Origin of the sequence: Methylotetracoccus oryzae (genome assembly GCF_006175985.1) — a bacterium.
Taxonomy (GTDB): Bacteria; Pseudomonadota; Gammaproteobacteria; order Methylococcales; family Methylococcaceae; genus Methylotetracoccus; species Methylotetracoccus oryzae.
Genome location: NZ_SRSH01000020.1, coordinates 1 through 23,547 on the forward strand (window position 1 = coordinate 1; position 23,547 = coordinate 23,547).

The following is a 23,547-nucleotide window of genomic DNA, read 5'->3' on the forward strand; positions in this document are numbered from 1 at the left end:
GGGTCTGCTTCTTCTTCTGGTCATAGGCCAGCGAGGCGAAGGTCGTCTGTTTCATCCGGTCACCGCGTTCACGTGCTCTGTTGGCGATAGCTTACCAGCCGCATTTGTTCAGAGGCTCCTTAGATAAATCCTATGCGCCGCTTTTCGCTGCCTTCACGTTCCCGTGCAGGTGTCGTGCGCAAGGCAGCCAACAGGCTGGCCTGGTCCAGCCTGTCCTTGCCAGAGCGCGCTGCGAGCCTTGCACCTTCCCGCACAACGAAAGCGACATCAGACAACGGCCGTCCAGCGAGTTCTTGCGCCAGCGGCTTGGAGTCCACATCCGACTCCTTTGGCAAAGCAGACAACAGCTTGTCCAGAAGCGACTGCACCTCGATTTCGCTTGCAAAGTCCACCTTGATGATGTGATCGAAGCGTCCCCGGCGCTGGATGGCGGGGTCGATCATGTCGATCCGGTTCGTCATCGCGATGATCAATACCTCGTTCTTCACGGCCTCCGGGATGCGCCGCAGGAACTCAGCCACCTCTTCGACGCGGTGATGGCCCGATCCCATTTCGCGGTCAGCAAGAAACGCCTCCATCTCGTCGATCACGAGAACTGATGGCGCGTTTTCCATCGCCTTGTCGAACACCTGTGCGACCTTCTTGCTGGTCTCGTGGATGTACGGGCTGGCCACGCTGGATGCGTCGATCTGAAAGCTTGGCCACCCGAGGAAATCAACCAGTCGCTCGACCGCAAAGGTCTTGCCGGTGCCTGGAGGGCCGTACAGGATCACGGCTGATGGGAATTCAATACCGAGCGCCTTGTAGCGGTCGCGGTGCAGAATGATGTCGACGATATGCTCGTTGAAGAAGGTCGCCAGTTCGGGACGCCCGGCGAGTTCGAAGACCTTGTTGGGCTCTGGCTCGGCGCGTTTGACTTCCTCCACTTTCTCGGCAGGAGCAGCTTCCGTTTTTTCGGCAGGAGCCGCTGGCTTGCGCTCCAACGGGATGATTTCCGCAACTTCGAAGCCCGCCGCCTGCACAACATCCTTCAGGTGGCTCGCGCCCAGCCAGCTCATGGTCTGGCGAAGACGGCGGAAGGACGTGGCCGGAATGCTGGCGCCGCCTGTCAGCCAGTAGCCGAGCACGACGTCATCGCCAGTTCGGGAGCTGATGCTGTAGGTTGGCAGCAGCCGCGTGATCTTCTCAACGTAGAGCGCATCCTGGAGCGCCGAATCCGCATCGATATCGCGTGTTGCCTTCAATGCAAGAGCGAAGGCGAGCGCCTCGGCCTTGGTATCGGGTGACTTCGCCTCGCTGACCGGGCACAGCGTCTGGCTCGGACCGCAGGAGATGGACCGAAGCTGCTGATCGCCGAACTGGAAGGCGTTGAAGGTCCCGTCATCGATCAGCCCGGCATCTAGCCAATGCTCCGCCAGTGCGTCGCGTACGACGAGCGCCCGCCCACCGCCTTGGGTCTCAAGGATCTGCCAGTCCGCCCCTTCAAACAGGGCGACGCGCGCCTTCGCACCGTCGGGCAACTTGAAACCGATGGGAAGCCACGCGTCGAGTGCCATGGGTCAACTCCGCACGATGTTCGCGCCAGCAAGCATGTCGTCTTCACCCGCAGAGCCGATGCGGATGGAGTCGAGATGGGCTACTACGGCACGAAGCTTGTCGATGTCATTGGCCTTCAACGCCTCCGCTCCCGCAGCCACCAGCTGGGCATGCTCGCGGGCATCTGGGAAGAGGTAGGTATCCTCGGCCAGCCACTTGAAGCGCTCGATGACGAACCAGTCCTGACGCCACAGGATCATGAAGTTGCGACTGCGCAGATCATCCAGGTGCGACTCGAAGTCGCCACTGTTGTTGTCAATCGCGCGCTGCGCCGTCTTGACCAAGTTGTCGAAAGACGAGGCTTCGGTGGGTCTGGCGTGCTGGCGCACCACCTTGTCGAAGAAATCGACTGCCTTGTCCAGTTCCAGCTGGCGAATGTCCTTCAGATGCTCCTTGCGGGTCAGCGCCAGCAGCCGTTTGGCCTCCTGAACGTGATCCATCGCCTGCTTGGCCGTCTCGGGGTCGGCCTCGTCAGTTTTGATAGTGCTCGCTTGCTCGAGCTTCTCGCGGGCCTGCTCAAGACGTGGGTCATCGACCTTGGACGCCATCTCGTCGAGCCGCTGCAAGGTGTGGTCCGACTGTTCTTGGATGTTCTTCGCCTGGTTGGTGTAGTCGACCTTGCCTTCCTGGCTGGAGTAGAAGTTACGCCCGCTCTGGAACGACCCGCTGATTGAAGGGACTGAAACCTCCAGAACGATGTTGCCGGAGTCGAGCACTTCGTACTCGCAGATCAGCTCGGCACCGGCGGCAATAACGCCGTCGTCGAAATCCGTTCCCTTGATCTCGAACATGCCGATGAATCGGTTGTCGTTGATGGGGTCGGAGATGTCGCCCTCCCACAACTTGAACTTGATCGACCCAGCACTTCCAGCCTTGAGAGACTCGCCTGCCTTGAAAGTCTTCTTGCCTTTCTTGGGCAGCTGATCGCCCTCCCGAACGAGATAATCCAAGCTCAAGCGACCGCCCACCTTGTCGCGCGCTTCCACTCCGACGGAATGAGATGCCGGGATCGCATCGATGCTAGCGGCGGTGCGAGCAATGACAATCTTGTCTTCACGCAGCGATACGGGCCCGCCGTTGGAATCGAACACAAACACCTTGAAGGTGTTGTCGCCAGGCTTGGTCAGGTTGAGTTCGATACCTGCGCCATCCTTCAGGGCGATGCGTCCGGAAGACCACCCGGTGTCCAGACTGTCGATCTGAAACTCGACTCCGGCCGGAGCAGAACTTCCCAGTTTGGCGACGATCTTTGCCTTCGAGTCCGGCGTGCGCGCGATGTAGTTGAACGACAGATCAAGCGCGCCACCGGCGCTGATGGCTCCTCGGGCGCTCTTGCGTCCACGGCTTTGCGACGCCCAATCGATGGACTCGGCGAAGACCGCTGCGCCTTCCGCAACGGCGGTCATCGGGTTCACATCGGTGGACGGCGCGATACCTAGCTCGAAGGCCACCTTGTCACGCAATGGCTTGTAGTGGGTTGGGCCACCCACAAAGACAACACGCTCGACGTCGTGTGGGCTCAATCCAGCCTTTTCGAGGGTTTCGCGGGCGGACACGATGGACTCTTCCACCTTCGGCCCGATCAGGCCGTCGTATCGTTTGCGATCAATGGTGATGTCGATGTAGATCTCCTCACCAGCCTGATCGCGGACACCGAGTTCGGTCTCGGGCAGACTGACGACGGCCTCTTCCTTCTGCGACAACTCGATCTTTGCCTTCTCTGTCGCCCATGTAGCCATACGCAGCAGGGACTTGAACTGTGGGTTGGTCGTCAAGTCTTCCGGAAGATCAAAGTTTTCCAGCAGCCACGGCTTCACGATGTTGTCGAACAGAATCCGGTCGAAGTCGCGGCCGCCACACATGGCGATACCACCGTGCGCGAGAAGTGTCACGCGACCGGAAATACTCTCTGCAATTGCGATGTCGAGCGTTCCACCGCCGAGGTCATAAACGACAAACACGCCGTCATTCTTTCGCTGCCGCATGACGCTCATCACGGCGGCCACCGGTTCTTGCATCAAGGCCACTCGCCCCAGCCCAGCCGCATCAGCGGCAGCCATCGTCGAGTCCTTCTGCATCTGGTTAAACGCGGCTGGAACCGTAATGACGGTGCCGGTGTCGCCATCGCCTCGAATCTCTTCGGGCAGGTAGCCGTACAGCGCACGCAGCACCTCGGCAGAGCATTCCTCTGGTGTCATGGTGAGGTTCACCGCCGGGAGCTTCACGGGCGTGCTCGTACCCATGAGCCGCTTGAACAGCACTGCCGCGTTGTCTGGGTTGCGTGCGGCATTGTTGTAGGCGCGCGAACCGACGTACTTGTTGCCGCGCCGGTCAATGAAGATGGCCGACGGCGTGACGTCGTGCTGTTCTGGACTCTTGTAGAGCCGGATCGACTCGCCGTCGAAAGAGCAGATGGCACTGTTGGTCGTGCCCAGGTCGATACCGACGTACTTCATGCTTCCACCTTCCTGAGCATTACCGTGCCTTGTTTGCGCAGGCCGTTCGGCCCCATGATGATTGGCTCCACCATCTGATCGACAAGCAACACGTCGTCAGGGCCGAAGTCCCCGAGATTCAAAGCGGATGCCGCCATGCCCACGTCGTAGGGCTGCCCCTCGACGTTGACCAGTTTGAGGCCACTCGAGTCGAGGCTCTCCTCGACCTTCTTCTGGAAGTAGCGGAGCTGATTGACGTAACGACCCGACTCACCCGCATCGAGTTTGCTGACGACCTTTCCGAACAGACGCGAGAAACGCCAACTCTCGACAGCGATGTCGATCAGGGACTGCTCCATCTGCTCACTGCTTTCGGCCTGCTGGGTCATCAAATCCTCCTGTGGTTACGTCTTATCGGCTTTTCCGCCCTGCGTTTGCTGCTGAATCCATTCAGTGATCTCCGCCTTGGAGAACCGCCATGTCCCGCCAACCTTGAACGCGGGGATCTTCTTGGCTGCAGCCAGCCTGTAGATCGTCCGGTCCGTGACCTTCAGGAACTCTGCAACCTGTCTGAGGGTGAGGATCTCTCCCTCGTCGGCACTGGATGTCATGGTTCTGACCAATCGTGATCAATTGTGGGTAGAATAGTACAATCTTTTCATGGTCATAACCACATGCGTATGGCTTATTGACCCCGTCTGAAGGGCTGGCCCAGCGCGCCAGGCACACCAAACACCGATCCTCACGTTGTAACCGAGCGCCCGCAGCCCCTTGCTCGTCCGCATGTTCCTTGGTGGAAACTCGTCTGAACGAAGGGGTCAGTTCTTTACTCTACACCTACCGAAGCTTCCAGCGAGTTCCTTTCCCTATTCGGTTCTTCAACTTCCCGCTGGATTTGCGAAACGCGCGACACGGAGACACCCGCCATCGCTGCTACCTCCCGTAAGGGCAGATTGCAGCGGCGACGGAGCAGCTGAACCGCCTGTCTGAAGGCCATTCCGCTCGACCGGTCCAGGACCTGCGTCTTCGGAAGTCCGTATTCCTTGCCGATCGCCTCCAGAATTTGGTCCGCGGAAGGGCGCAGCAACTGGCGCTGAGCCCGAAGAACGTTGGCGGTGGCATGCGAGGCCACCCTGCTTTGCGGGAAGCAGGGGGTCAGGGAAGCAGGGGGTCAGTTCTTTACTTTTTACCCTCCGGTACTTCCATGGATCGATGAAACGCGCGACACCGAGACTCCCGACATGGCCGCCACCTCCCGCAAGGGGAGATTGCGGCGGCGGAGTCGGTGAACCGCCTGTCGGAAGGCCGTTCCGTTCGACCGATCCAGAACCTGCGGCTTGGCCAGGAGTGGAGCAGGGGCATCCGACCCCACGCTCCCTTGGCTCAGGATCACGCTCCGGCGTAGGATCCGAATTCATTGCCGTCTCGGGTGAGCAACTGCAGCAGTTTCGGATGAAGGTAAAGTTTCTCCCGTCCGATCGCCATTTCTCGCAGTATTCCGATTCCGCACAGGTCCTTGAGATAGCGTGAGGCGGCCTGCCGCTGAGCTACCTGCTTTTCCACCAGGTTACCGATCCGGCAATAGGGCTGTTCGAAGATCACATCGACCAACTCACGGCTGTAGATCTTCGGCAGGCGTTCGCGCACGTAAGCGGTGGTGTGCTCGACCAGTGCGCGTATCGCCGCAATTTTTGCCGTGGTCCAAAGAGCGGTTTGCTCTACCGCTTGTAGCATGAACAGCAGCCATGGCTCCCAATGTTGACTTCGGGTGACATCGAGAAGGAGCCGGTAGTAATCGGCTTTATGGCCGATGATGTGCCGGCTGAGATAGAGAATGGGCAAAGTCAGCAACTGCTCCTGGATCAAGTAAAGGATGTTCAGGATGCGTCCGGTCCGGCCATTGCCGTCGATGAACGGATGAATGGCCTCGAACTGGCAATGCCCGACCGCCATGCGAACCAGCGGGTCCAGGTGAGTTGCCTCATGGAGAAAGCGTTCCCAATTGGCCAGCAACTCGCGTAAATGCGCTTCGCCCTCGGGCGGGGTATAGATCACTTCGCCGGTGTACTGATGCGCCAACTGGATGCCGGGAACGCGACGAATGTCGATCTCTGCGGCCTTGATGATGCGGCAGACATCGATGGCTGTCGCCGTACACAAGGGCCGCCGGTCCAATGACTGAAAGCCGATGTGCAAGGCGGTCCGATAGCGGAGCGCTTCCTTGGTCGCGGCGTCCGCTTGGGTCTCGCTCCCCTGAGCATGCTGAAACAACTGGTCGGTGGTGGTGACGATGTTCTCGATCTCGGAGCTGTCCTTGGCTTCCAGGAGCGGGATCGTATTGATGAGCATCGTCTGGTTCGGGATCAATTGGGCGGCCTGTTTCAACTCCGCCAACGCGGCTCGCGCCGTGATGCACTGTTTGAGCACCAGTCGGGTTTCCAGTTCGACGGGCGGAGGAAGTAACGGCAACTGGTTGAAAGGACGCTCCGGTCGCCAACCCAGGGTCTCGTTCATGTTCTCAAAAGTGGCTTTTTACGACAGATGGGGCAGCGTATGTCGCCGTTGACGACACGTCAACAAAATGTGTCGATAGTTTCGCCTTATTGCGACATATCGACCCAGCCCATCGTCGGAGACGATCTCAGGTGAGGAGTCCAGCGGCCGGGTGCGGCAGGCGACGGTGCCGCTCGGAACGAGGGGGTCACCCTTTAGCCCGCTAAAGGGTGACCCCCAGCTCCCTCAAGTAGCTCCAGAACTGACCCTGAGCTCCGCGCAAGACCTACTGGTCGGGACGCGATGGTGCGTGCCGATGGGAAACAGTCGCTGAAGGGATCGGGGAGATCGATGACTCAAAAGTCATCGTATAAAGCGGGCTGATTGGCGGACAAAACCGGTGCCGCACCGTCGGCGCCTCGAGGCTGTTTTCCGTTTGGATTCCGTACGGAAAAGGCTCGGTATCTCTAGGTTGTTGTCTTATTGGTCGGGGTGAGAGGATTCGAACCTCCGGCCACTGCCTCCCGAAAGCAGTGCTCTACCAGGCTGAGCTACACCCCGAAACTGGGAACGGTCAGTACGTGCGATCGACCGAGAATCGTGCGAGGCCGATGAGGGCCTGCTTGTAAGTGGATGCCGGGAGGATGTCGACGGCGGCGATGGCTTTGTCCGCCTCCTCTCTGGCACGCCGCGCAGTGTACGCGATTGCGCGTGTGGATTCAATGATCTTGAAGACTTCGCCGAAGACTTCGCGGTTGCCGTGTTCGATGGCGTGCGTCAGCAGTGCGCGATCGGCTTCCGATCCGCGCTCCATCGCGTAGATCAGCGGCAGGGTCGGCTTGCCTTCGGCCAGATCGTCGCCGAGGTTCTTGCCCAGCTCGGCCGGATCGGCCTGGTAATCCAGCGAGTCGTCGATCAACTGGAAGGCGATGCCCAGATGCAGGCCATAGGCGCGCAGGGCCGTCTCCACTTCGGGCGGCTGTTCGGCGACCACCGCGGCCAGCTGTGCCGCCGCGCTGAACAGGATCGCCGTCTTCCGCGACACCACGTCGAGATATTTCTGCTCGGTCGTGGCGGGGTTGTTGCAATTGAGCAGCTGGAGGACTTCGCCCTCGGCGATGGCCGTGGTCGTGCGGGACATGATTTCCATGATCCGCATCTTCTGCACCCGCACCATCAGCTCGAACGCGCGGGAGTACAGGAAATCGCCGACCAGCACGCTGGCGGAATTGCCCCACAACGAGTTGACGGTGTCGCGGCCGCGGCGGAGCGAGGACTCGTCGACGACGTCGTCGTGCAGCAGCGTCGCGGTATGGATGAATTCGATGACCGTGGCGAGCGTGATGTGATTTTCGCCGCGGTAGCCTACGGCCCGTGCGGCCAGCAGCAGCAGGTTGGGTCGCAGGCGCTTGCCGCCGCTCTGAACGATGTACTGCCCAATCTGATTGATCAGGACGACGTCCGAGCTGAGTTCGGCCAGGATCAGGCGATCGACCGCGGCCATCTCTCCCTGGACCAACCCCTTGATTTCCGCTATCGACGGGGTGTTTTCCGTGGCGACCGATGCGGTGGTGGAAGCTTCATTCATCAAATGCGCTGACGCGGCTCAGGGTGGTCTTGGCGGTTGCCCCAAAATCGGAGCATGCTAAGTACGCGCAGGGCTGCTGTCAAGGAAGTGTTGCTGGGACGCGAACCGGGAAACTGAGCGCCGGGCCCGCGCGAGCCGCGGCAAAGCGGTTCAGGTCAGGGGGCCCGGTATCCTGTTCGCCGGGCCGGCGAGTCGATGCCCGAGTGCGCCATGGCCGGCAGCGGCGATCAGGCGGGACAACTCAGGCCGGACCCGGGGCCAGCCACGAGTCGACCGCGGCCAGCATGCGCCCCAACGGCGACTGGGCCAGGATCAGTCCGATGGCGACGCCGAGTCCGTTGGCGACGATATCGAACAGGTCCGCGACGCGCGCGCCTGTGAACCCTTGCAGCAGCTCTATCGTGATGCCCAGGCCCAAAAGGAACGCCGGCCAACGCCAGTGCGGCGCGAACGCCTGGCGGAACCAGAACATCAGGCCGGCATAGGCCGTCAGGTGCTGGGCTTTGTCCCACGCGAGCAGGGATGGCGGCTGTGGCGGATGCGGCGTTAGACTCAGCCACATGACGACGACGACCATCACCCAGCCGACGCCCTGCCAGAGGCGTGGAAATCTCAGTCGGGTTCGGGGATTGCGGCCGGTGGTCAGCGGCGAATGCGGGGAGGCGTCGTCCAAGCAGGAGTCTCCGGGAAGGAAGGGAAGCCCGCGAATTATAACGGCTGACGGTTTCGGGCACTGGCCGGTAGCCCTGCGGTGCGGTCGTCGGTGGCGAGCCCAGGGCTGCGGCCGTTGTCACTCGCGCTGCCCTGGTTCTGGCGGGGTCCTGGGTGATGCGCGTGGTGCGGGCGGTTTGGCATGACCGAACGATACGCCGCACTCCGCGCCTGGGTTCCGGCGCCCTTCGTCCAGGGGTCGATCTTGTTCCAGGTGGGCGGCTGGCCGCTGGCGCTGTCGGGCCTGGCGGGCGCGCCCTGGCTGGACGAGGCGCTGATCCTCAATCATGTGCTGCTGTTCGCGGCGAGTCTGCGGCCGCAGGACAGTCTGCTCGGTCCCAACCTGGTGCGTCTGCCCTCGGCACGGGCGGTACGCAGCGAGGTCGCCCTGACCTTCGACGACGGGCCTGACCCGGACACGACGCCGGCCGTGCTGGATCTGCTCGATCGGTATCGCGCGCGGGCGAGTTTCTTCTGCATTGCCGAACGCGCGCGGCGTCATCCGGAGCTGACCCGGGAGATCGTGGCGCGAGGGCATCGGGTCGAGAACCATAGCGAGCGCCATCGCAATGGCTTCGCGTTCCAGGGGCCGCGCGCCGTGCGCGACGAGATCCGCCGGGCGCAGCAAACCCTGGCGGAGTTGACCGGTCGCGTCCCCCGGTTCTTTCGGGCGCCGTTCGGCATACGCAATCCCTGGATCGCGCCGGTGTTGCGGCAGCTGGACCTGCGTCTGGTCAGCTGGACCCGCCGGGGCTACGACGGGGTGCTGGGAAATCCGGAGCGGGTTCTCGCCTTTCTGGTGCGCGGACTGAGCTCCGGCGACATCGTGCTGCTGCACGACGGCTATGGCCCGCGGGATGGCCACGGCCGGCCGGTCGTTCTGGAGGTGCTGCCCCGTCTGTTCGATACCTTGGCGGCCCGCGGACTGAGCGCGGCCCCGCTCGACCCGGACGACGCCTGACCCATAGCGGTTCGGCCCCGTTTCGCGGGTCGGCTCCGCATCGGTAGTCGCACGGATTGCGCGCGACTCGGCGCAGCTCGCATGCTGGCGCAGACCGGGACGGCCACGGCCGGCCCGGCGGCTTCGAACAGCGACCGACCCGGACGATGGAGGGCGCCATCGTGAATCCGCATCAAGTCCCCGTCAAAGGCTCGGCCTGTCTGGCCGCGCTGCTCTGGTTCGGCGTGTCGACGGCATCAGCCGCCGGCGATTGCTGGATCGAGGTTTTCGACCGCACCGATTTCGCCGGCAATCGGGTCCGCATCGAAGGTCCGGCTGTGCTGCCGTCACTGACCCAACTCGGCGGCGGCGACTGGAGCGACCGGATCGAGAGCCTCGTGGTCGGTCCCGCCGCCTCGGTCACCGTCTACCGGAATGAGGCATTGCGGGTCGACCCCGAGCCCGGTCCCGCGTATCACGGCGAAGCGATCAAGTCCTGGGGCGAAACCCCGGATGCCTACAGCGACCAGCAGGCGACCTTTGGCCCCGGCAAACGGGAGCACCATCTGGGTGAACTCCGTTTCCACCAAAACATCCGCTCGTTGAAGGTCACCTGCGGTCCGTGAGGCCGAGCGTGACGGCCGTTCGCCGTCACCCGCCAAGGCGCCGGATTCCCGTTGGTGCGGGAATGATGTGGTGGTCGGCCGGGTGAAGGGCGGTGTGTGATCGCCGAAACTTGAGAACCCTTTTCCCGACGGCCTGCGCTCGACGGGATCGGTCTTGTTCTTCCAGCGCCAGCAGGGGGCTTTTGGGCGCGGCAGCACCGTTCTCGGGGCGAAAGACACTCTCTGCGACAGCAGTAATCTGATCCTTTGCGTCACTGACGCCGACGCTGCTCGGGCGAATATGTCATTATTTGACTGGAGCGAGACCCGGGGTCTGCTCGTCTAAACGGTTTCGTGATCACAGGGTGTCGCGTTCCGCGGTCCACCGCTCATTCGGTAACACCGGTATGCTGCAGACGCCGCGCCACGAATTGTTCGGAAACAGGAGGTTTTCATGGATTCGCGTTCCATCATCGATCTGTTGTTGAAGTCGGGCCAGGACCTGGTAAGCCACGGGCGGACACTGGCCGAGGCCAAGCTCAAGATTCCGGAGTCAGGGCCCGAGCGCGACGCCATGCTCGCCGGCCTGGGGAAGGGCGCTGCGGTCGGCGGCGTGTTGGCCGTGCTGTTGGGCACCGGTGCCGGGCGCAAGCTGACGGGGACGACGCTCAAGCTGGGGAGTCTGGCCGCCGTGGGTGGGCTGGCCTACCAGGCCTATCAGCAATGGCAGCGCGGACAGAGCGCACCGGTCGGCGATCCGGGCTTGTCGGTCGACCAGCTCACGGGGCCTGCGGCGGAACAACGGGGTCTGACGCTGCTGCGGGCGATGATCGCTGCGGCGGGCGCGGACGGCCACATCGACGAGGCGGAACGCAGTCGCATCGAACAGCAACTGCAGACCCTGGGCCTCGAAGGCGCGATGCTCGACCTGCTGCAGCAGGAGTTGCGCCAACCCCTCGGCGTCACCGACATCGCAGCGGCTGCGGACTCTCCGGCCGCCGCCCGCGAGATCTATCTGACTTCCATGAGCGTCATCGACGACAGCAACGAGCAGGAACGCGCCTATCTGCGCGAACTGGCTGCGGCGCTGGCGTTGCCTCCGGACCTCGTCGCCTTGCTGGAGTCGCAGGCGCGAGCCTGAGCCGGTCGCCGCCGTCCCCGCGAAGGACGATAGCGCTGGGCGGGAGTGGGTCTGCGAGAGGGTTTTGGCGATATCCGCCGGATGGTGAGGCGGGTATCCGTTCCGGACGACGGTGATCAAATCGACAACTGGGGATGACGACATGGCTTTGAATATTCTGGAAATGCTGACCGATGCGCTGGGTGACGAGATCGTCAAGCAGGCTTCGGAGTATCTCGGCGAATCGAAGGCGGGCACACAGGCAGGGTTGAGCATGATCCTGCCGGCCTTGCTCGCCGGACTCGTCAAGCAAGGGTCCACAACCGACGGCGCCGGCAGCCTGCTGGAGACGCTGACGGGCTCGAACGTCGACAGCGGTCTGCTCGGCAATCTGGCCGGGTTGTTTTCCGGCGGGACGCGCACCGAGTCGCTGGTCGGCCTGGGTACGAGTCTGGTCAAGGGACTGCTGGGCGAGAAGGCCGCCGCCCTGGCAGGAACCGTCGCCTCCCTGACCGGCCTGAAATCCTCGTCCAGTTCGAACCTGCTCTATATGGCCGCTCCGCTGCTCTTCGGCTTCCTCAAGAAGCTGATCGGCGAGCAAAACCTCGATGCCTCCGGGTTGATGCGCCTGCTTGCCGGGCAGCTCGGCTTCCTGAAGGGCGCCGTGGATGAACGCGTTGCCGGCGTGCTGGGCCTGGGCTCGTTGCTGGATATGAAGGCGCCGCGTCCGGCCGAGATGCCACGGACTGCCGGACGAACCGCGCTGGAGGCGGTCGACGAGGAAGCCCCTTCATCGCTGCGCAAAGTGTTGCCCTTTCTGTTGGCGATCGCGGCCGCGCTGACGGCCTTCATGGCGATACGGAGCTGCAAGCCGGACGTGGAGCCAGTGGCCGTCGCTCCGGCGCCGGTCGCTGCGCCGGCCCCAGCCGCCCCGGCCCCGGCCCCGGCCACGGTTCCCGCTCCGAAACCGGCACCGGTGCCGGCAGCCCCCGCGCCGGCCCCGGTGGTTGCCGTGCTGCCGGCAAAGGTCTACTTCTCGGTGGGGTCCGCCGTCCTCGATGATACGGCCAAGAAGACCATTGCCCAGGTTGCCGCGGCCGTGAAGGCACAGGGCCAGGCGGTGGATCTGACCGGCTACACGGACCAGACCGGCAACGCCGCGGCCAACAAGGCACTGGCGAAGCGTCGTGCCCAGGCGATCAAGGGCGCGCTGACGGCAGCGGGGGTCGCTGCCGAGAAGATCAATATGAAGCCGCCCCTGACGATCACGGGCACCACGACTGGCAGTGGCTCCAATGCCGAGGCGCGGCGCGTCGAGATCTCGGCGGCACGATAACGAAGGACCCATCGCTCCGCGCGTGGCGGCATCTGCGCCGTCACGCGCTGGCGGGTCTGCCGGCCCGGGAAGGCTGATGTCTTGAGTAAGTCCGTTGGAAGTCATGGAACCTCTGCATTCCCTCGTATACGTCAGTGCCGCGGTCGACAGTTTCAGCGACGATGCCCTGCAGGAACTGCTGACGCGGGCCCGTCGGAAGAACGCGCAGTTGGACGTAACCGGGCTGCTGCTCTATGCCGATGGCAACTTCATGCAGTGCCTGGAGGGGCCACAGGCCACAGTGGGCAGGCTGTTCGAAGAAATTTGCCGCGATCCCCGTCATCACCGGGTCATCACCCTCGTTGACGAACCGGTTGCGCAGCGCGAATTCGGCGATTGGGCCATGGCCTACCGTCGCGTGGACTTGCCGCAGTGGCTGCGTATTGCCGCGGCCTCGGCTCCGGACCGGGCCGGCTCGAACCAGCCCAGCGCCGTGCGCGAAATCCTGATCGATTTCTGGCGAACCTGCTCGCGCTAGCGGAGCGCGAATCGGGAAGGCTTATTCGGAGTTCGCGCGAGTTCTCCGCTGGCGTGGGTGGCGCTGCGGTCGGTGGAACTGCCGCTCGCCCCATCCGCGACGACGCAATACAACGACCAGGAGTTGCCGATCATGCCCGTCGTTCTGGAAGTCGAGCACATCACGACCTATTCCTACGCCAACCCGGTGACTTTCGGCGAACACCGGGCCGTCTTCCTGCCGCGCGGCAACCACGGCGGGCGGATTCTCAGCTACGAAGTCAAGACCAGCGTGCCGTCCCGCACCCGCTGGATCAGCGACACCCTTTCGAACAACGTCGCGGTCATCGAGTTCAGCGAGCCGGCGACAGAGGTGATCTTCACGTGCAAGTTCCGCCTGGTGCACTTCGGATTGAAGGGTGTCGAGGCTTTTCCGATAGACGGTCGCGCCGAATCGATTCCGGTGCAATACACGCCGTCCGAGTGGACCGATCTGGTGTTGTACCTGCAGCCTTGCGATGAGGACTTCGACGGCCGCTTGTCCGCCTGGGCCAGGAGCTTCACCTTGGGCGATCGGCGCGATACCCGCGATGTGTTGCAGCGGATGATGGATACCGTCCGCGACACCTTCACCTATGAAGCCCGCGACGAGGAAGGAACCCGGAGGCCGGGCGAGACGCTGGCCAAACAGTCGGGTACCTGCCGCGACTATGCCTGGCTGATGATCGAAGCGCTGCGGCGGCTCGGTATCGCCTGCCGTTTCGTAACAGGGTATCTGTACGACTCCGCACTGGACGGTGGTGTCGACGGCAAGACCGGGTCCGGCGCCACGCATGCGTGGCTGGAGGTTTACCTGCCGGGCGCCGGTTGGCTCAGCTACGACCCGACCAACCGGATCACCGGGGTGTTCGACCTGATCCAGGTCGCGATCGCGCGGCGGCCCGAACAGGCGCTGCCGCTGTCCGGCACCTGGTTCGGCGCGACTGAGGATTTTCTCGGCATGAAAGTCGACGTTGCGGTGCGCAAGCTCGGGGTGCTGCCGGATTTCGCCTGAGCGGGCGAAGCGCTTGCCGCCTCCCCGCCGGCATCGGGGCCGATCCGTCCGCAAAACGAAGAACCCCGCCGAGGCGGGGTTCGGTTCCAGTCATCAGGCCTATAGGAGGCCGGCGCGATCAGTCGCCATCATGGGCCGTGTTCGCGTTGCCCGCCCGCCGCTGCCCGAGCTAGCAGAGATTGCCAGCCGGGCAGCGGGTGAAGACCCAAGCCGCATTTTCCGCGGGGTCGTTATGGAAGTAGTGCAGAGTCAGCACATCACCGAGTTGTGCCGCTCCGAACACGTAGGCCGCAAACCAGTTCGCTAGGAATCCGTTGTTCGAGCCGATCACACCCCAGCTGTAAGTGGTCGTAGTTATGCCGAAGGCGGTCAGGGTCGTCCCGTTGGGATGGCCGGTGACCGCACCGGTGGCCCACGTGGCGTTGAAGTAGGCACCGGCGCCCGGGGCGATCCAGTTCATGGTCCAACCGGTGCGACCGCCGGCCAGCACGCTCGGACCGGAAACCTGCACATGCCGATTCAGTGAGTCCTTGTAAATGCCGGCGCGGAATGCGGCGACATTCAGGCTGGGCGATGTCGTCACGACGGGCGAGCCCGCTCCTAGCGTCACGACGCCGGTATTGCTGACGTCGAAGCTCAGTTCGATATCCTTGTAGGTTATCTTGCCGGTCGAGTCCCGCACCGGAACGCGCGTGACATTGAGCGTGTTGCCCGAGCCGGAGACATTGGCTGACTGGAGCAGCATGTCCGGTGGTGCGGCGGAGGCTCCACTCGTGACAACGATCAGCCCGGCGGCAAGCGAAATCAGTAAGTCGCGAGTCGTCAACGTTTTGAAGTTCATTAGTGCACCATTTTTTGGATTGGGTGAATCGAACCGGCTCGGCAGCGCGGCGATCAGTTTGAATCGCTCTGAATTCGCGCCAACGTCCCGGCCCATCATAACGCTGACGCGGCTCACATTACGTGCTATCACGTACGTACTACCCCACCGTCGATAGCAAGACCGGATCCGGCGCCACGGATGCGTGGCTGGAGGTCTACCTGCGGGGCGCCGGCTGGCTCAGCTACGACCTGACCACACGGATCACCGGGGGCTTTGACCTGATCCAGGTCGCGATCGCGCGGCGGCCCGAACAGGCGCTGCCGCTGTCCGGCACCTGGTTTGGCGCGACTGAGGATTTTCTCGGCATGAAAGTCGACGTTGCGGTGCGCAAGCTCGGGGTGCTGCCGGATTTCGCCTGAGCGGACGAAGCGCTTGCCATCGCGTCATGCCCCTCGGGGTCTCACATCCCACATGGAGAACCCCGCCGCGGCGGGGTTCGGTTCAGGTCGTCAGCGTGGCACTTGTAGCCCAATCGTCAGGCGGCAACGATGTGCACGTGTTGCCAGACTGCGGCCGGGCCGCGGCGATGGTTAGCAGAGATTGCCGGCCGGGCAACGGATGAGGACCCAACTCGAGGTCTCGATTGTGTCCGAGCCAAAGTAGTGCAAGGTCAGGGCGTCAGCGGACTGCGCAGCGCCGATGATGGCTCCTTCGGTCCAGAGGAGTTCCCAGCTGTCGCGGTTACCCACGATACCCCAACTGTATTGTCCGGAGCTGGTGATCCCCGCGTTATTGAGCGTGGTCTGATTCGGGTGGCCGGTGACCGCGCCGGTCGCCCAGTTGGCATTGAATGAGTACGAAGTGGTCGGCGGATCGATCCAGACGACCGTCCAGGCCGTGCGGCCACCGGCCAGGACGCTAGGCCCGGCCACTTGATAGTGCCGTCCGTCCGAATCCTTGTAGATCCCCGCGCGGAACCCCGCGACATTCAGGCTGGGTGACGTTGTCACGACGGGCGAGCCCGGACCCAGCGTGACGACGCCCGTGTTGCTGACGTCGAAGCTCAGCGCGATGTCCTTGTAGGTGACCTTGCCGGTTGAGTCCCGCACCGGAACGCGCGTGACATTCAGTGTGTTGCCCGAGCCGGACAGATTGGCCGACTGCATCAGCATATCCGGCGGCGCGGCGGACGTGGTGCCGGCACTGACGACCAGTGCGGTGGCGGCGAGTGAATTACGGAAGTTGCGAATCCTTATGTGACCAAATTTCATGATACCCCCAAGTTGAAGCCATTAAGTCCCGTCAGGCTGCGGTCCGGCAGCCTATGCTGTCGATCGCGCATAAGACCAATAAAAACATCATCTTGGGGGTCTACACAATACGTGCTAGTACGTACGCACTAGCACGTATGCGGGGCTAGCGCGCGTGCGGTGCCCGCTTGCGCGCAGGGGCGGCCGAGGGCGTGCCGAGGAAGATTCCCCGTACGCGGGTTGCACCCATCACCCGTATCATCTCGACGACGATGCAGTAGATCAGCAGCCACAGCAGCAGGACGATATGGTTGGCCCAGAACTTGGGCCAGACGATCTCCGCCAGCAGATGCTCGGCAGCAACGGAAGCCGAGCGGAACTTGAATAGCAGCGGCACCCATTCCTCGGCCAGTTGGAACATCGAGCCGAGTATTCCAAAAACCAGCGTCTTCCACAGAATGCCGAAGATCATGGGCCGTGACGCGAAGAGGTTCAGGAAGGAACACCGGTTGAATACCAGGATCACCTTGGCGAGGATTAGCGCCCCGACCGTCGCCATCGCGGAGCCGGCGGGCGTAACGCCGTAGCTTTCCATCATCAGCCCGCGGGTGAAGGCAGTGACGTGAAAGACGATCAGGAAATAAATCGTCGGGGGCAGTACGGCTTTATATTCCTTTGCCAGGAATGCCAGGACTTTGCGCATCGCAGGGTCTCGCCAGCGGGGAAGGAGGGGTTTCTATTGGCCGAACGTGAGTCGATTGCGGTCTCGCCGCTGCGAGAATCCCGGTGACTGATGGGAAGTTCAGCGGCGTGCCGGCGCGATTATACCGGTCGCAGAAAGTGTGTGGATCGCCGTCTGAAGACTGCCTGGCTTGCCATGCAGGGACCCTGAGGATGCTCGATGGCGGCGCTCCCGCCTTAGGCAATCTCACGCATGTGCGCGTGCCGCAGCTCGTGGCAGGATGGGACTTCGCCCGGAGGCCAGCCGTCGCCCCGCCGCCGGCGGTGATGGCGCGCGGCGCGGCATGCCGTCGCCTATCAAGCTGATCCCTTTACAATTTGCAATCGTTTTTTTTATGCTTTTTGGCCGCGCAGGCCAGCCCGGGACACGGCGGCCGCTGACGCACGGATGGGTTGTCTGCAGGTCCTTCATGGCCACCGCTGCAGGCCGCCCGACAGGTAGCGCGCTCGCAATGCTCCATTAGAAACCATTTCAGACTGCATCGACCCGCTCGCCGGATCCCCGGATCGCGGCGGCTCGGCGAGGTGCGGTCGCAATACGCTCGCGCGTCGGGCGGATAACGAGGGATTACAAGGGTAGACTGGAGATGATCGAAACCTCTCAACTGACCAAACACTACGGCAACCTCACGGCTGTCGATCACATTTCGTTCAAGGCCCAGCCTGGGCAAGTGCTGGGCTTTCTCGGGCCTAACGGCGCGGGCAAGTCCACCACGATGAAGATGATCGCCGGCTTCCTGGCGCCTTCGTCGGGTTCGGCCCGGGTGTGTGGCTTCGATGTCGAAACACAGCCGCTCGAAGCAAAGCGCGTGCTCGGGTATCTGCCCGAAGGGGCGCCGAGCTACGGCGAGATGACACCGCGCGTGTTTCTCGAGTTCGTGGCCGACCTGCGCGGGCTGACGGGCGATCTGCGCCGCCGCCGTCTCGATGACGTGATCGGCCGCCTGCATCTCGACAAGGTCCTCTCGCAACCCATCGACACGCTGTCGAAAGGTTTCAAGCGGCGGGTGGGTCTGGCACAGGCGATCCTGCACGATCCGCCGGCGCTGATTCTGGACGAACCGACGGACGGGCTGGACCCGAATCAGAAGCACGAGGTGCGTGCCCTGATCAATGCGATGGCCCGGGACAAGATCATCGTGATCTCGACTCACATCCTCGAGGAAGTCCATGCGGTCTGCAACCGGGCGGTCATCATCGCCGCCGGCAAGCTGCTGGCCGACGCGACGCCGGCCGAACTCGAAGCGCGGTCGCGCTACCACGGTGCCGTGTCCCTGACGGCGGCCAATGCCGAGCAGGCACGGGCCGCGCTCGCTGCGGTGGCCGACATCGAGTCGATCGAAATCGACCCGCAAGATCAGCGCCTGACGGCCTTCCCGCGGGCTGGCAAGGCGATCTTCGCTGCGGTCAGCGAAGTGGTGAAGGCACAGGGCATTGCCGTCAGCGAACTCCAACTGGAAGCCGGGCGCCTCGACGAGGTGTTCCGCACGATTACCCAGCCGCACGTCAAGGAGGCCCGCGCATGAATCCCGTGTTGACCGTTTTCAAGCGCGAACTGCGCAGTTATTTCGCGACGCCGGTCGCGTACGTGTTCATCGAGATCTTCCTGCTGCTGTCGGGTTCGTTCACGTTCTATCTCGGTGGCTTCTATCAGCGCGGTCAGGCGGATCTCGAGCCGTTTTTCAGTTTTCATCCGTGGCTCTACCTGTTTCTCGTGCCGGCTGTCGCGATGCGCTTATGGGCCGAGGAACGCAAGACCGGGACGATCGAACTGCTGCTGACCCTGCCGATCACCATGTGGCAGGCCGTGCTCGGCAAGTTCCTGGCGGCCTGGGCTTTCGTCGGCGTCGCGCTGGCGCTGACCTTTCCGATCTGGATCACCGTGAATTACCTCGGCGATCCCGACAACGGCGTGATCGTGACCAGCTACATCGGCAGCTTTCTGATGGCCGGGGCCTTCCTGGCGATCGGTGCCTGCATCTCGGCAACGACCCGCAATCAGGTCATCGCGTTCATCCTGACCGTCGTCGTCTGCTTCCTGCTATTGCTCGCGGGTTATCCGCTGGTGCTCGATTTTTTCCGCTCGTTCGCGCCGCAGGCCGTCGTGGATGCGATCTCCGGACTCAGCTTCCTGACCCATTTCGACGCGATCTCCAAAGGGGTGATCGACTTGCGGGACCTGATTTATTTCGCGCTGACGATCGGCTTCTGGCTCTACGCCAACGCCATCGTCATCGACTTGCGGAAGGCTGACTGAGGAGGGAACCCGCCATGACATTCAACCGTAAGACCCTGACAGGCGGCGCGCTGGCGCTCATCGCCGTGCTGTTCGTCGCCGCCGTGTTGGTCAGCAACCTGCTGTTCCGGGGGGCTCGGCTCGACCTGACCGAGCACAAGCTCTACACCTTGTCGGAAGGAACCCGGAATATCCTCGGGAACCTCGACGAGCCGCTCAACCTGACGCTTTATTTCTCCGACAAGGCCACGGCGGACAGCAACCGGCCGGATATCCGGGCCCTGCGGGTCTACTACAACCGCGTCCACGAACTGCTCGAGGAAATGGCGGCGCGGGCCGGCGGCAAGCTGCGGCTGACGCTGATCGATCCGCTGCCCTACTCGGAGGACGAGGATCGCGCGGCCGCCGCGGGGATACAGGGCCTCCCGCTGGGGCCGTCGGGCGAGAAGGTCTCACTGGGCCTGGTCGGCACCAATGCCACCGACGGGCAGGCGGTCATCGCTTTCTTCGATCCAGGCAAGGAGTCGTTTCTGGAATACGACGTCGCGAAACTGATCCACGATCTCGCGGCCCCCAAGAAGCTCGCCGTGGGCCTGCTGTCGGGGCTGCCGCTGGCCGCCGGGTTCGATCCGATGACGCGCTCGATGCGCGAGCCCTGGGGCGTCTATCAGGAGCTGTCGCAGTTGTTCGACGTGAAGGAACTGGACGGCTCGACCCTGAAGGCGGTCGACAAGGACATCGGGGTCCTGGTGGTCGTGCATCCCAAGCAACTCAATGACGACGCGCAGTACGCGATCGATCAGTTCGTGCTGCGCGGCGGCCATTTGCTGGCTTTCGTCGACCCGAACGCCGAGCTCGACACGACCGGCGCCGATCCGTCGAATCCCCACATGGCCATGCTGGCGGACAAGTCGTCCGATCTGCCGGCCTTGTTCAAGGCCTGGGGCGTCGAGTACACGCCGGACCAGGTCGTGCTGGATCGTGCCCGTGCGGTCCCGGTCGGGGTGGCGCCCGGGGCGCCGCCCGTCCGCCATCCGGGAATCATCGGCCTCAAGGCGCCGGATCTGAATCGCGACGACATCGTGACGGCCAACCTGGAGTCGATCAACGTGGCCAGCGCCGGCTATTTCAAACTGGCGCAGGGCAGCGCGCTGAAGCTGGTACCGTTGTTCGAATCCAGCGCCCAGTCGATGACCGCACCCGCGCAGCGCGTCAAGCTGGTCCGGGATCCGACCGAACTGTGGGAAGGTTTTACGCCCACGGGTGTGCGCTACACGATCGCCGCGCGGTTGCAGGGTACCTTCAAGACCGCCTTTCCGGATCGCCAGGGTGAGGGCCATCTGACCGAGGCCAAGGAGCCGGGGCTGGTGGTGCTGGTGGCCGATACCGACCTGCTCAGCGACCGGATGTGGGTTCGGGTGCAGAACTTCTTCGGGCAGAACATGATGAACGCGTTCGCCAACAACGGCGATTTCTTCGTCAACGCCGTCGACAACCTGACCGGCTCGACCGACCTGATCTCGATCCGGGGCCGTGCGACATCGCAGCGGCCGTTCACGAAGGTCGAGGAGCTCAAGCAAGCGGCCGACGACCGCTTCCGCGACAAGGAGCGGGAACTGCAGAAGGAACTGACCGACACCGAGCGCAAGCTGGCTGAGTTGCAGACAGGCAAGAGCCGCGATGAGGCGCTGGTGCTGAGCCCCGAGCAGAAGGCCGGGCTCGAGCAATTCCTGAAGCGCAAGCTCGAGATTCGCAAGGAGCTGCGTGAAGTCCGCCGGCAGCTCGATAGCGATATCGAGGCCCTGGGCGCCTGGCTGAAGTTCATCAACATCGCGTTGATCCCCATCCTGCTGACTTTCGGTGCGGTGGGTTACGTCTGGTGGAATGCCAGGCAGCGGGCGCATTGAGGAGACCGAGTCATGACGCATATCAATTCCCGAACCGTTGGCCTGCTCGGCGTGGCCGCCGTGCTCGCGATCGTCGCTGCCGTGGCGTTGAACCATGCCCGGCGGCCGGTCGCTGAGCCCGATCGCTCGGCGACCTTCGCCGTGCCGGCCCTGCATGGACACATCAACGACGTCACCGGCCTGACGATCACCGGTCCGGAAAACAAGGTGCTGGTCACCCTGACGAAAAGCAGTCAGGGCTGGCGCGTCAAGGAACGTGGCGATTACCCGGCCGATACCGGCAAGCTGCGGGAACTGCTGTTGAAGCTGACCGATGCGGCCCTGTTGGAACCGAAGACTGCGAATCCGCAGCGCTATGCGGAGCTCGGTGTCGACGAGCCAGCGGGTGCGGACGCGAAAGGCGTGCTGCTGACGCTGGACGGACTGGGTCAGCCCGTGCGGTTGATCGTCGGCACGACGGCCAGCCGCGGCGGTGCGACCTTCGTGCGCCGGCCCGATGAGCCGCAGAGCTGGCTCGCGAAGGGGGAACTGACGGTTGCGAAGGCCCCGACCGACTGGCTCGAAACGGCCATGGTGGATCTGCCTGCGGCCCGCATCCGGCAGGTCTCGCTGCGTCGGCCCGACGGCAAGACGGTCCGGATCGAGAAGGCGCAGGAAAGCGATACGACCTTCCGGCTCCTCGATATCCCGAAGGGGCGGGAGGTGGCGGAAGGAGCGCCGGCGCGTCTGGCCTCCATTCCGGGAGGTTTGATGCTGGCCGATGTCATGCCCCAGCGCGATGCGGAGGTCCCGGGGAACGGCCAGGTCACGACGGCGGTCTTCACGACTTTCGACGGACTGGTGTTGCAACTCGATGCCTGGAAAAAGGACGGCAGGCCGCTGGCCCGACTGAGCACGCAAGTGGATGCCGCGCTGGCCGATGCCCGGATCGCTGCCGATCAGGCCAAGGCCAAGGCCGAGCATGAAGCACCGCAGAAGGCGACCGATCCCAAGTCAGGCAACAAGCCGGCAGGCGATGCGCTGTCGCAGGCGGTGGGTGCTCCGGCAAGCCCGCCGCTGGCCGTCAGCGATCCGGCGGCAGACCGGCGCCAGCGCCTCGACAAGCTGAATGCCGATGCGGCCGAGTTGTCGGCACGCTTCGCCGGTTGGACCTTCGTGCTGCCGGATTTCAAGTACGCCGAACTCGACAAGACGATAGACAGTCTCTTGAAGCCGTCCGCTGCGGCCGCGCCGAGCGCCGGCAAGAAGCCGGCGGCGCGCAAGTAGTTCTCTTGCGATCTGATTTGGGGGTGCCACGGCTGCCGCGCAAGGTGGCAGCCAGGGCTTCCCCCTGACCGAGGCCGGTGAGGCAACATTCACCGGCGCGCCCGCGAAGTGCTTCCCTTACGCGGTCGGGGCGAAGCCCCGTTGCGACTCCCGTGTATCGCGTGGTTGGTGCCCCGCGACCCTCCTCATCGAGCAAGCTCGCCCCAGGTGGAAACATTGCGGCGTTTATGCCAGCATTCCGCTCGCGGCGAAGTGGGGTATCGTGTTGGGGGCGGCCTTGGAAGACATCATCTCGGGACTCAAGCAGGTCCCATATTTTTGCGACGTTTCGGAGGAGACCTTGCAGGCCCTGGCCTCCAAGGCCCATGTGCGGACATTTCCAAAGAATGCGGTGGTGATCACCGAGGGTGATCAGGCCGGTCCGCTCTACGTGATCCTGAGCGGCAAGGCGCGGGTGTTTCTGTCCAGCGCGGCGGGCAAGGAGATCACGCTATCGATCCAGACACCGGGATCCTACTTCGGCGAGCTGTCGCTGCTCGATGACGATCCCCGTTCGACCTCGGTCATGACCCTCGAGAAGACCGTCTGCGGGCTGATTGCGAAAGATGACTTCAAGAGCTGGCTGGCAGCCCGTCCGGACGCGGCTGCTTCGGTCATCAAGGGGCTGACCCGGCGAGTCCGGGCGCTGACCGAAAGCACGCGCAGCCTGGCCCTGTTCGACGTGTATGGCCGCCTGTCCCGACTGTTGTACGAATTGGCCGAGGATGTCGATGGTTGCCCGACGGTGATCGAACGGCCCAGCCATCAGGACATCGCCAGCCGTATCGGTTCCTCGCGCGAAATGGTCAGCAAGATCATGAAGGATCTGGTGAGCGGCGGTTATGTCGCGAACGCGGGAAAGGCGTTGCTGATACAGCGCAAGCTGCCGGCCTTCTGGTAGCCCTCATGCCG

General features: G+C 63.3%; 23 protein-coding genes and 1 tRNA gene. 12 read left to right on the forward strand and 12 right to left on the reverse strand.

Features of this window, described 5'->3' with window-relative positions:
• Positions 1-119 precede the first annotated feature (119 nt).
• From BWR02_RS17240 to BWR02_RS17285, 9 genes are all read right to left on the reverse strand, one after another.
• The gene (locus BWR02_RS17240; RefSeq protein WP_139559155.1) at positions 120-1,556 is read right to left on the reverse strand and encodes an ATP-binding protein; all 1,437 of its coding nucleotides are present in this window, start codon (positions 1,554-1,556) and stop codon (positions 120-122) included.
• A gap of 3 nt (positions 1,557-1,559) precedes the next feature.
• Positions 1,560-4,052 carry an Hsp70 family protein gene (locus BWR02_RS17245; protein WP_139559156.1) on the reverse strand — a complete coding sequence of 831 codons (2,493 nt, stop codon included), beginning with the start codon at positions 4,050-4,052 and terminating at the stop codon, positions 1,560-1,562.
• On the reverse strand, positions 4,049-4,420 hold the full coding sequence (locus tag BWR02_RS17250; protein ID WP_139559157.1) for a hypothetical protein: 372 nt from the start codon (positions 4,418-4,420) through the stop codon (positions 4,049-4,051). The genes BWR02_RS17245 and BWR02_RS17250 overlap by 4 nt, the downstream gene beginning before the upstream one ends.
• Positions 4,421-4,435: 15 nt before the next feature.
• Positions 4,436-4,642, reverse strand: coding sequence for a helix-turn-helix domain-containing protein (locus tag BWR02_RS17255; RefSeq protein WP_139559158.1), 207 nt, complete (start codon positions 4,640-4,642; stop codon positions 4,436-4,438).
• Between the two features lie 215 nt (positions 4,643-4,857).
• Positions 4,858-5,028 carry a sigma factor-like helix-turn-helix DNA-binding protein gene (locus BWR02_RS21730; RefSeq protein WP_407941087.1) on the reverse strand — a complete coding sequence of 57 codons (171 nt, stop codon included), beginning with the start codon at positions 5,026-5,028 and terminating at the stop codon, positions 4,858-4,860.
• A 392-nt stretch (positions 5,029-5,420) separates the two neighbouring features.
• Positions 5,421-6,545: a protein adenylyltransferase Fic gene (gene fic / locus BWR02_RS17270; RefSeq protein ID WP_139559160.1), complete on the reverse strand. Its 1,125-nt coding sequence runs from the start codon at positions 6,543-6,545 to the stop codon at positions 5,421-5,423.
• Positions 6,546-7,008: 463 nt separating this feature from the next.
• Positions 7,009-7,085: transfer RNA gene (locus tag BWR02_RS17275), tRNA-Pro, on the reverse strand.
• A gap of 13 nt (positions 7,086-7,098) precedes the next feature.
• Positions 7,099-8,112 carry an octaprenyl diphosphate synthase gene (ispB, locus tag BWR02_RS17280; RefSeq protein ID WP_139559161.1) on the reverse strand — a complete coding sequence of 338 codons (1,014 nt, stop codon included), beginning with the start codon at positions 8,110-8,112 and terminating at the stop codon, positions 7,099-7,101.
• Positions 8,113-8,353: 241 nt separating this feature from the next.
• Positions 8,354-8,785 (reverse strand): VanZ family protein, encoded by a 432-nt coding sequence (locus tag BWR02_RS17285; protein ID WP_139559162.1) that lies wholly within the window; start codon positions 8,783-8,785, stop codon positions 8,354-8,356.
• Between the two features lie 180 nt (positions 8,786-8,965).
• On the opposite strand from BWR02_RS17285, the gene BWR02_RS17290 reads away from it, so the two are divergent.
• The 6 genes from BWR02_RS17290 (at position 8,966) to BWR02_RS17325 (ending at position 14,373) form a co-directional block, all read left to right on the forward strand.
• Complete coding sequence (locus tag BWR02_RS17290; protein WP_139559163.1) at positions 8,966-9,784, forward strand: polysaccharide deacetylase family protein; 819 nt, start codon at positions 8,966-8,968, stop codon at positions 9,782-9,784.
• Positions 9,785-9,945: 161 nt separating this feature from the next.
• Positions 9,946-10,389 carry a beta/gamma crystallin domain-containing protein gene (locus BWR02_RS17295; protein WP_139559164.1) on the forward strand — a complete coding sequence of 148 codons (444 nt, stop codon included), beginning with the start codon at positions 9,946-9,948 and terminating at the stop codon, positions 10,387-10,389.
• 433 nt (positions 10,390-10,822) lie between these two features.
• A complete protein-coding gene (locus BWR02_RS17300) occupies positions 10,823-11,509 on the forward strand; it encodes a tellurite resistance TerB family protein (protein ID WP_139559165.1) in 687 nt (228 codons plus the stop codon).
• A gap of 142 nt (positions 11,510-11,651) precedes the next feature.
• Entirely contained in the window at positions 11,652-12,824 is a 1,173-nt protein-coding gene (locus BWR02_RS20975; protein ID WP_162560213.1) for a DUF937 domain-containing protein, read from the forward strand.
• A 103-nt stretch (positions 12,825-12,927) separates the two neighbouring features.
• Positions 12,928-13,341: a BLUF domain-containing protein gene (locus BWR02_RS17320; protein WP_139559166.1), complete on the forward strand. Its 414-nt coding sequence runs from the start codon at positions 12,928-12,930 to the stop codon at positions 13,339-13,341.
• A gap of 72 nt (positions 13,342-13,413) precedes the next feature.
• On the forward strand, positions 13,414-14,373 hold the full coding sequence (locus BWR02_RS17325) for a transglutaminase family protein (protein WP_201276309.1): 960 nt from the start codon (positions 13,414-13,416) through the stop codon (positions 14,371-14,373).
• Positions 14,374-14,542: 169 nt separating this feature from the next.
• Here the strand turns inward: BWR02_RS17325 and BWR02_RS17330 are convergent, their stop codons facing one another.
• Complete coding sequence (locus tag BWR02_RS17330; protein ID WP_139559167.1) at positions 14,543-15,214, reverse strand: hypothetical protein; 672 nt, start codon at positions 15,212-15,214, stop codon at positions 14,543-14,545.
• Positions 15,215-15,336: 122 nt separating this feature from the next.
• Here BWR02_RS17330 and BWR02_RS17335 point away from each other — a divergent pair, with 122 nt between their 5' ends.
• The gene (locus BWR02_RS17335) at positions 15,337-15,615 is read left to right on the forward strand and encodes a hypothetical protein (RefSeq protein ID WP_201276310.1); all 279 of its coding nucleotides are present in this window, start codon (positions 15,337-15,339) and stop codon (positions 15,613-15,615) included.
• Between the two features lie 171 nt (positions 15,616-15,786).
• On the opposite strand, the gene BWR02_RS17340 is transcribed toward BWR02_RS17335, so the two are convergent.
• Both BWR02_RS17340 and BWR02_RS17345 read right to left on the reverse strand, forming a co-directional pair.
• Entirely contained in the window at positions 15,787-16,467 is a 681-nt protein-coding gene (locus tag BWR02_RS17340) for a hypothetical protein (protein WP_139559168.1), read from the reverse strand.
• Between the two features lie 145 nt (positions 16,468-16,612).
• The gene (locus tag BWR02_RS17345; RefSeq protein WP_139559169.1) at positions 16,613-17,149 is read right to left on the reverse strand and encodes a hypothetical protein; all 537 of its coding nucleotides are present in this window, start codon (positions 17,147-17,149) and stop codon (positions 16,613-16,615) included.
• Positions 17,150-17,774: 625 nt separating this feature from the next.
• Here BWR02_RS17345 and BWR02_RS17350 point away from each other — a divergent pair.
• From BWR02_RS17350 to BWR02_RS17370, 5 genes are all read left to right on the forward strand, one after another.
• Positions 17,775-18,713 (forward strand): ABC transporter ATP-binding protein, encoded by a 939-nt coding sequence (locus tag BWR02_RS17350; protein ID WP_139559170.1) that lies wholly within the window; start codon positions 17,775-17,777, stop codon positions 18,711-18,713.
• Positions 18,710-19,444, forward strand: a complete 735-nt coding sequence (locus BWR02_RS17355; RefSeq protein WP_139559171.1) for an ABC transporter permease subunit — start codon at positions 18,710-18,712, stop codon at positions 19,442-19,444. Before BWR02_RS17350 ends, BWR02_RS17355 begins: the two co-directional genes overlap by 4 nt.
• Before the next feature lie 14 nt (positions 19,445-19,458).
• The gene (locus BWR02_RS17360) at positions 19,459-21,330 is read left to right on the forward strand and encodes a GldG family protein (protein WP_139559172.1); all 1,872 of its coding nucleotides are present in this window, start codon (positions 19,459-19,461) and stop codon (positions 21,328-21,330) included.
• A 12-nt stretch (positions 21,331-21,342) separates the two neighbouring features.
• The gene (locus tag BWR02_RS17365; protein ID WP_139559173.1) at positions 21,343-22,596 is read left to right on the forward strand and encodes a DUF4340 domain-containing protein; all 1,254 of its coding nucleotides are present in this window, start codon (positions 21,343-21,345) and stop codon (positions 22,594-22,596) included.
• A 277-nt stretch (positions 22,597-22,873) separates the two neighbouring features.
• Positions 22,874-23,536 (forward strand): Crp/Fnr family transcriptional regulator, encoded by a 663-nt coding sequence (locus BWR02_RS17370; protein WP_139559174.1) that lies wholly within the window; start codon positions 22,874-22,876, stop codon positions 23,534-23,536.
• Positions 23,537-23,547: the final 11 nt, after the last annotated feature.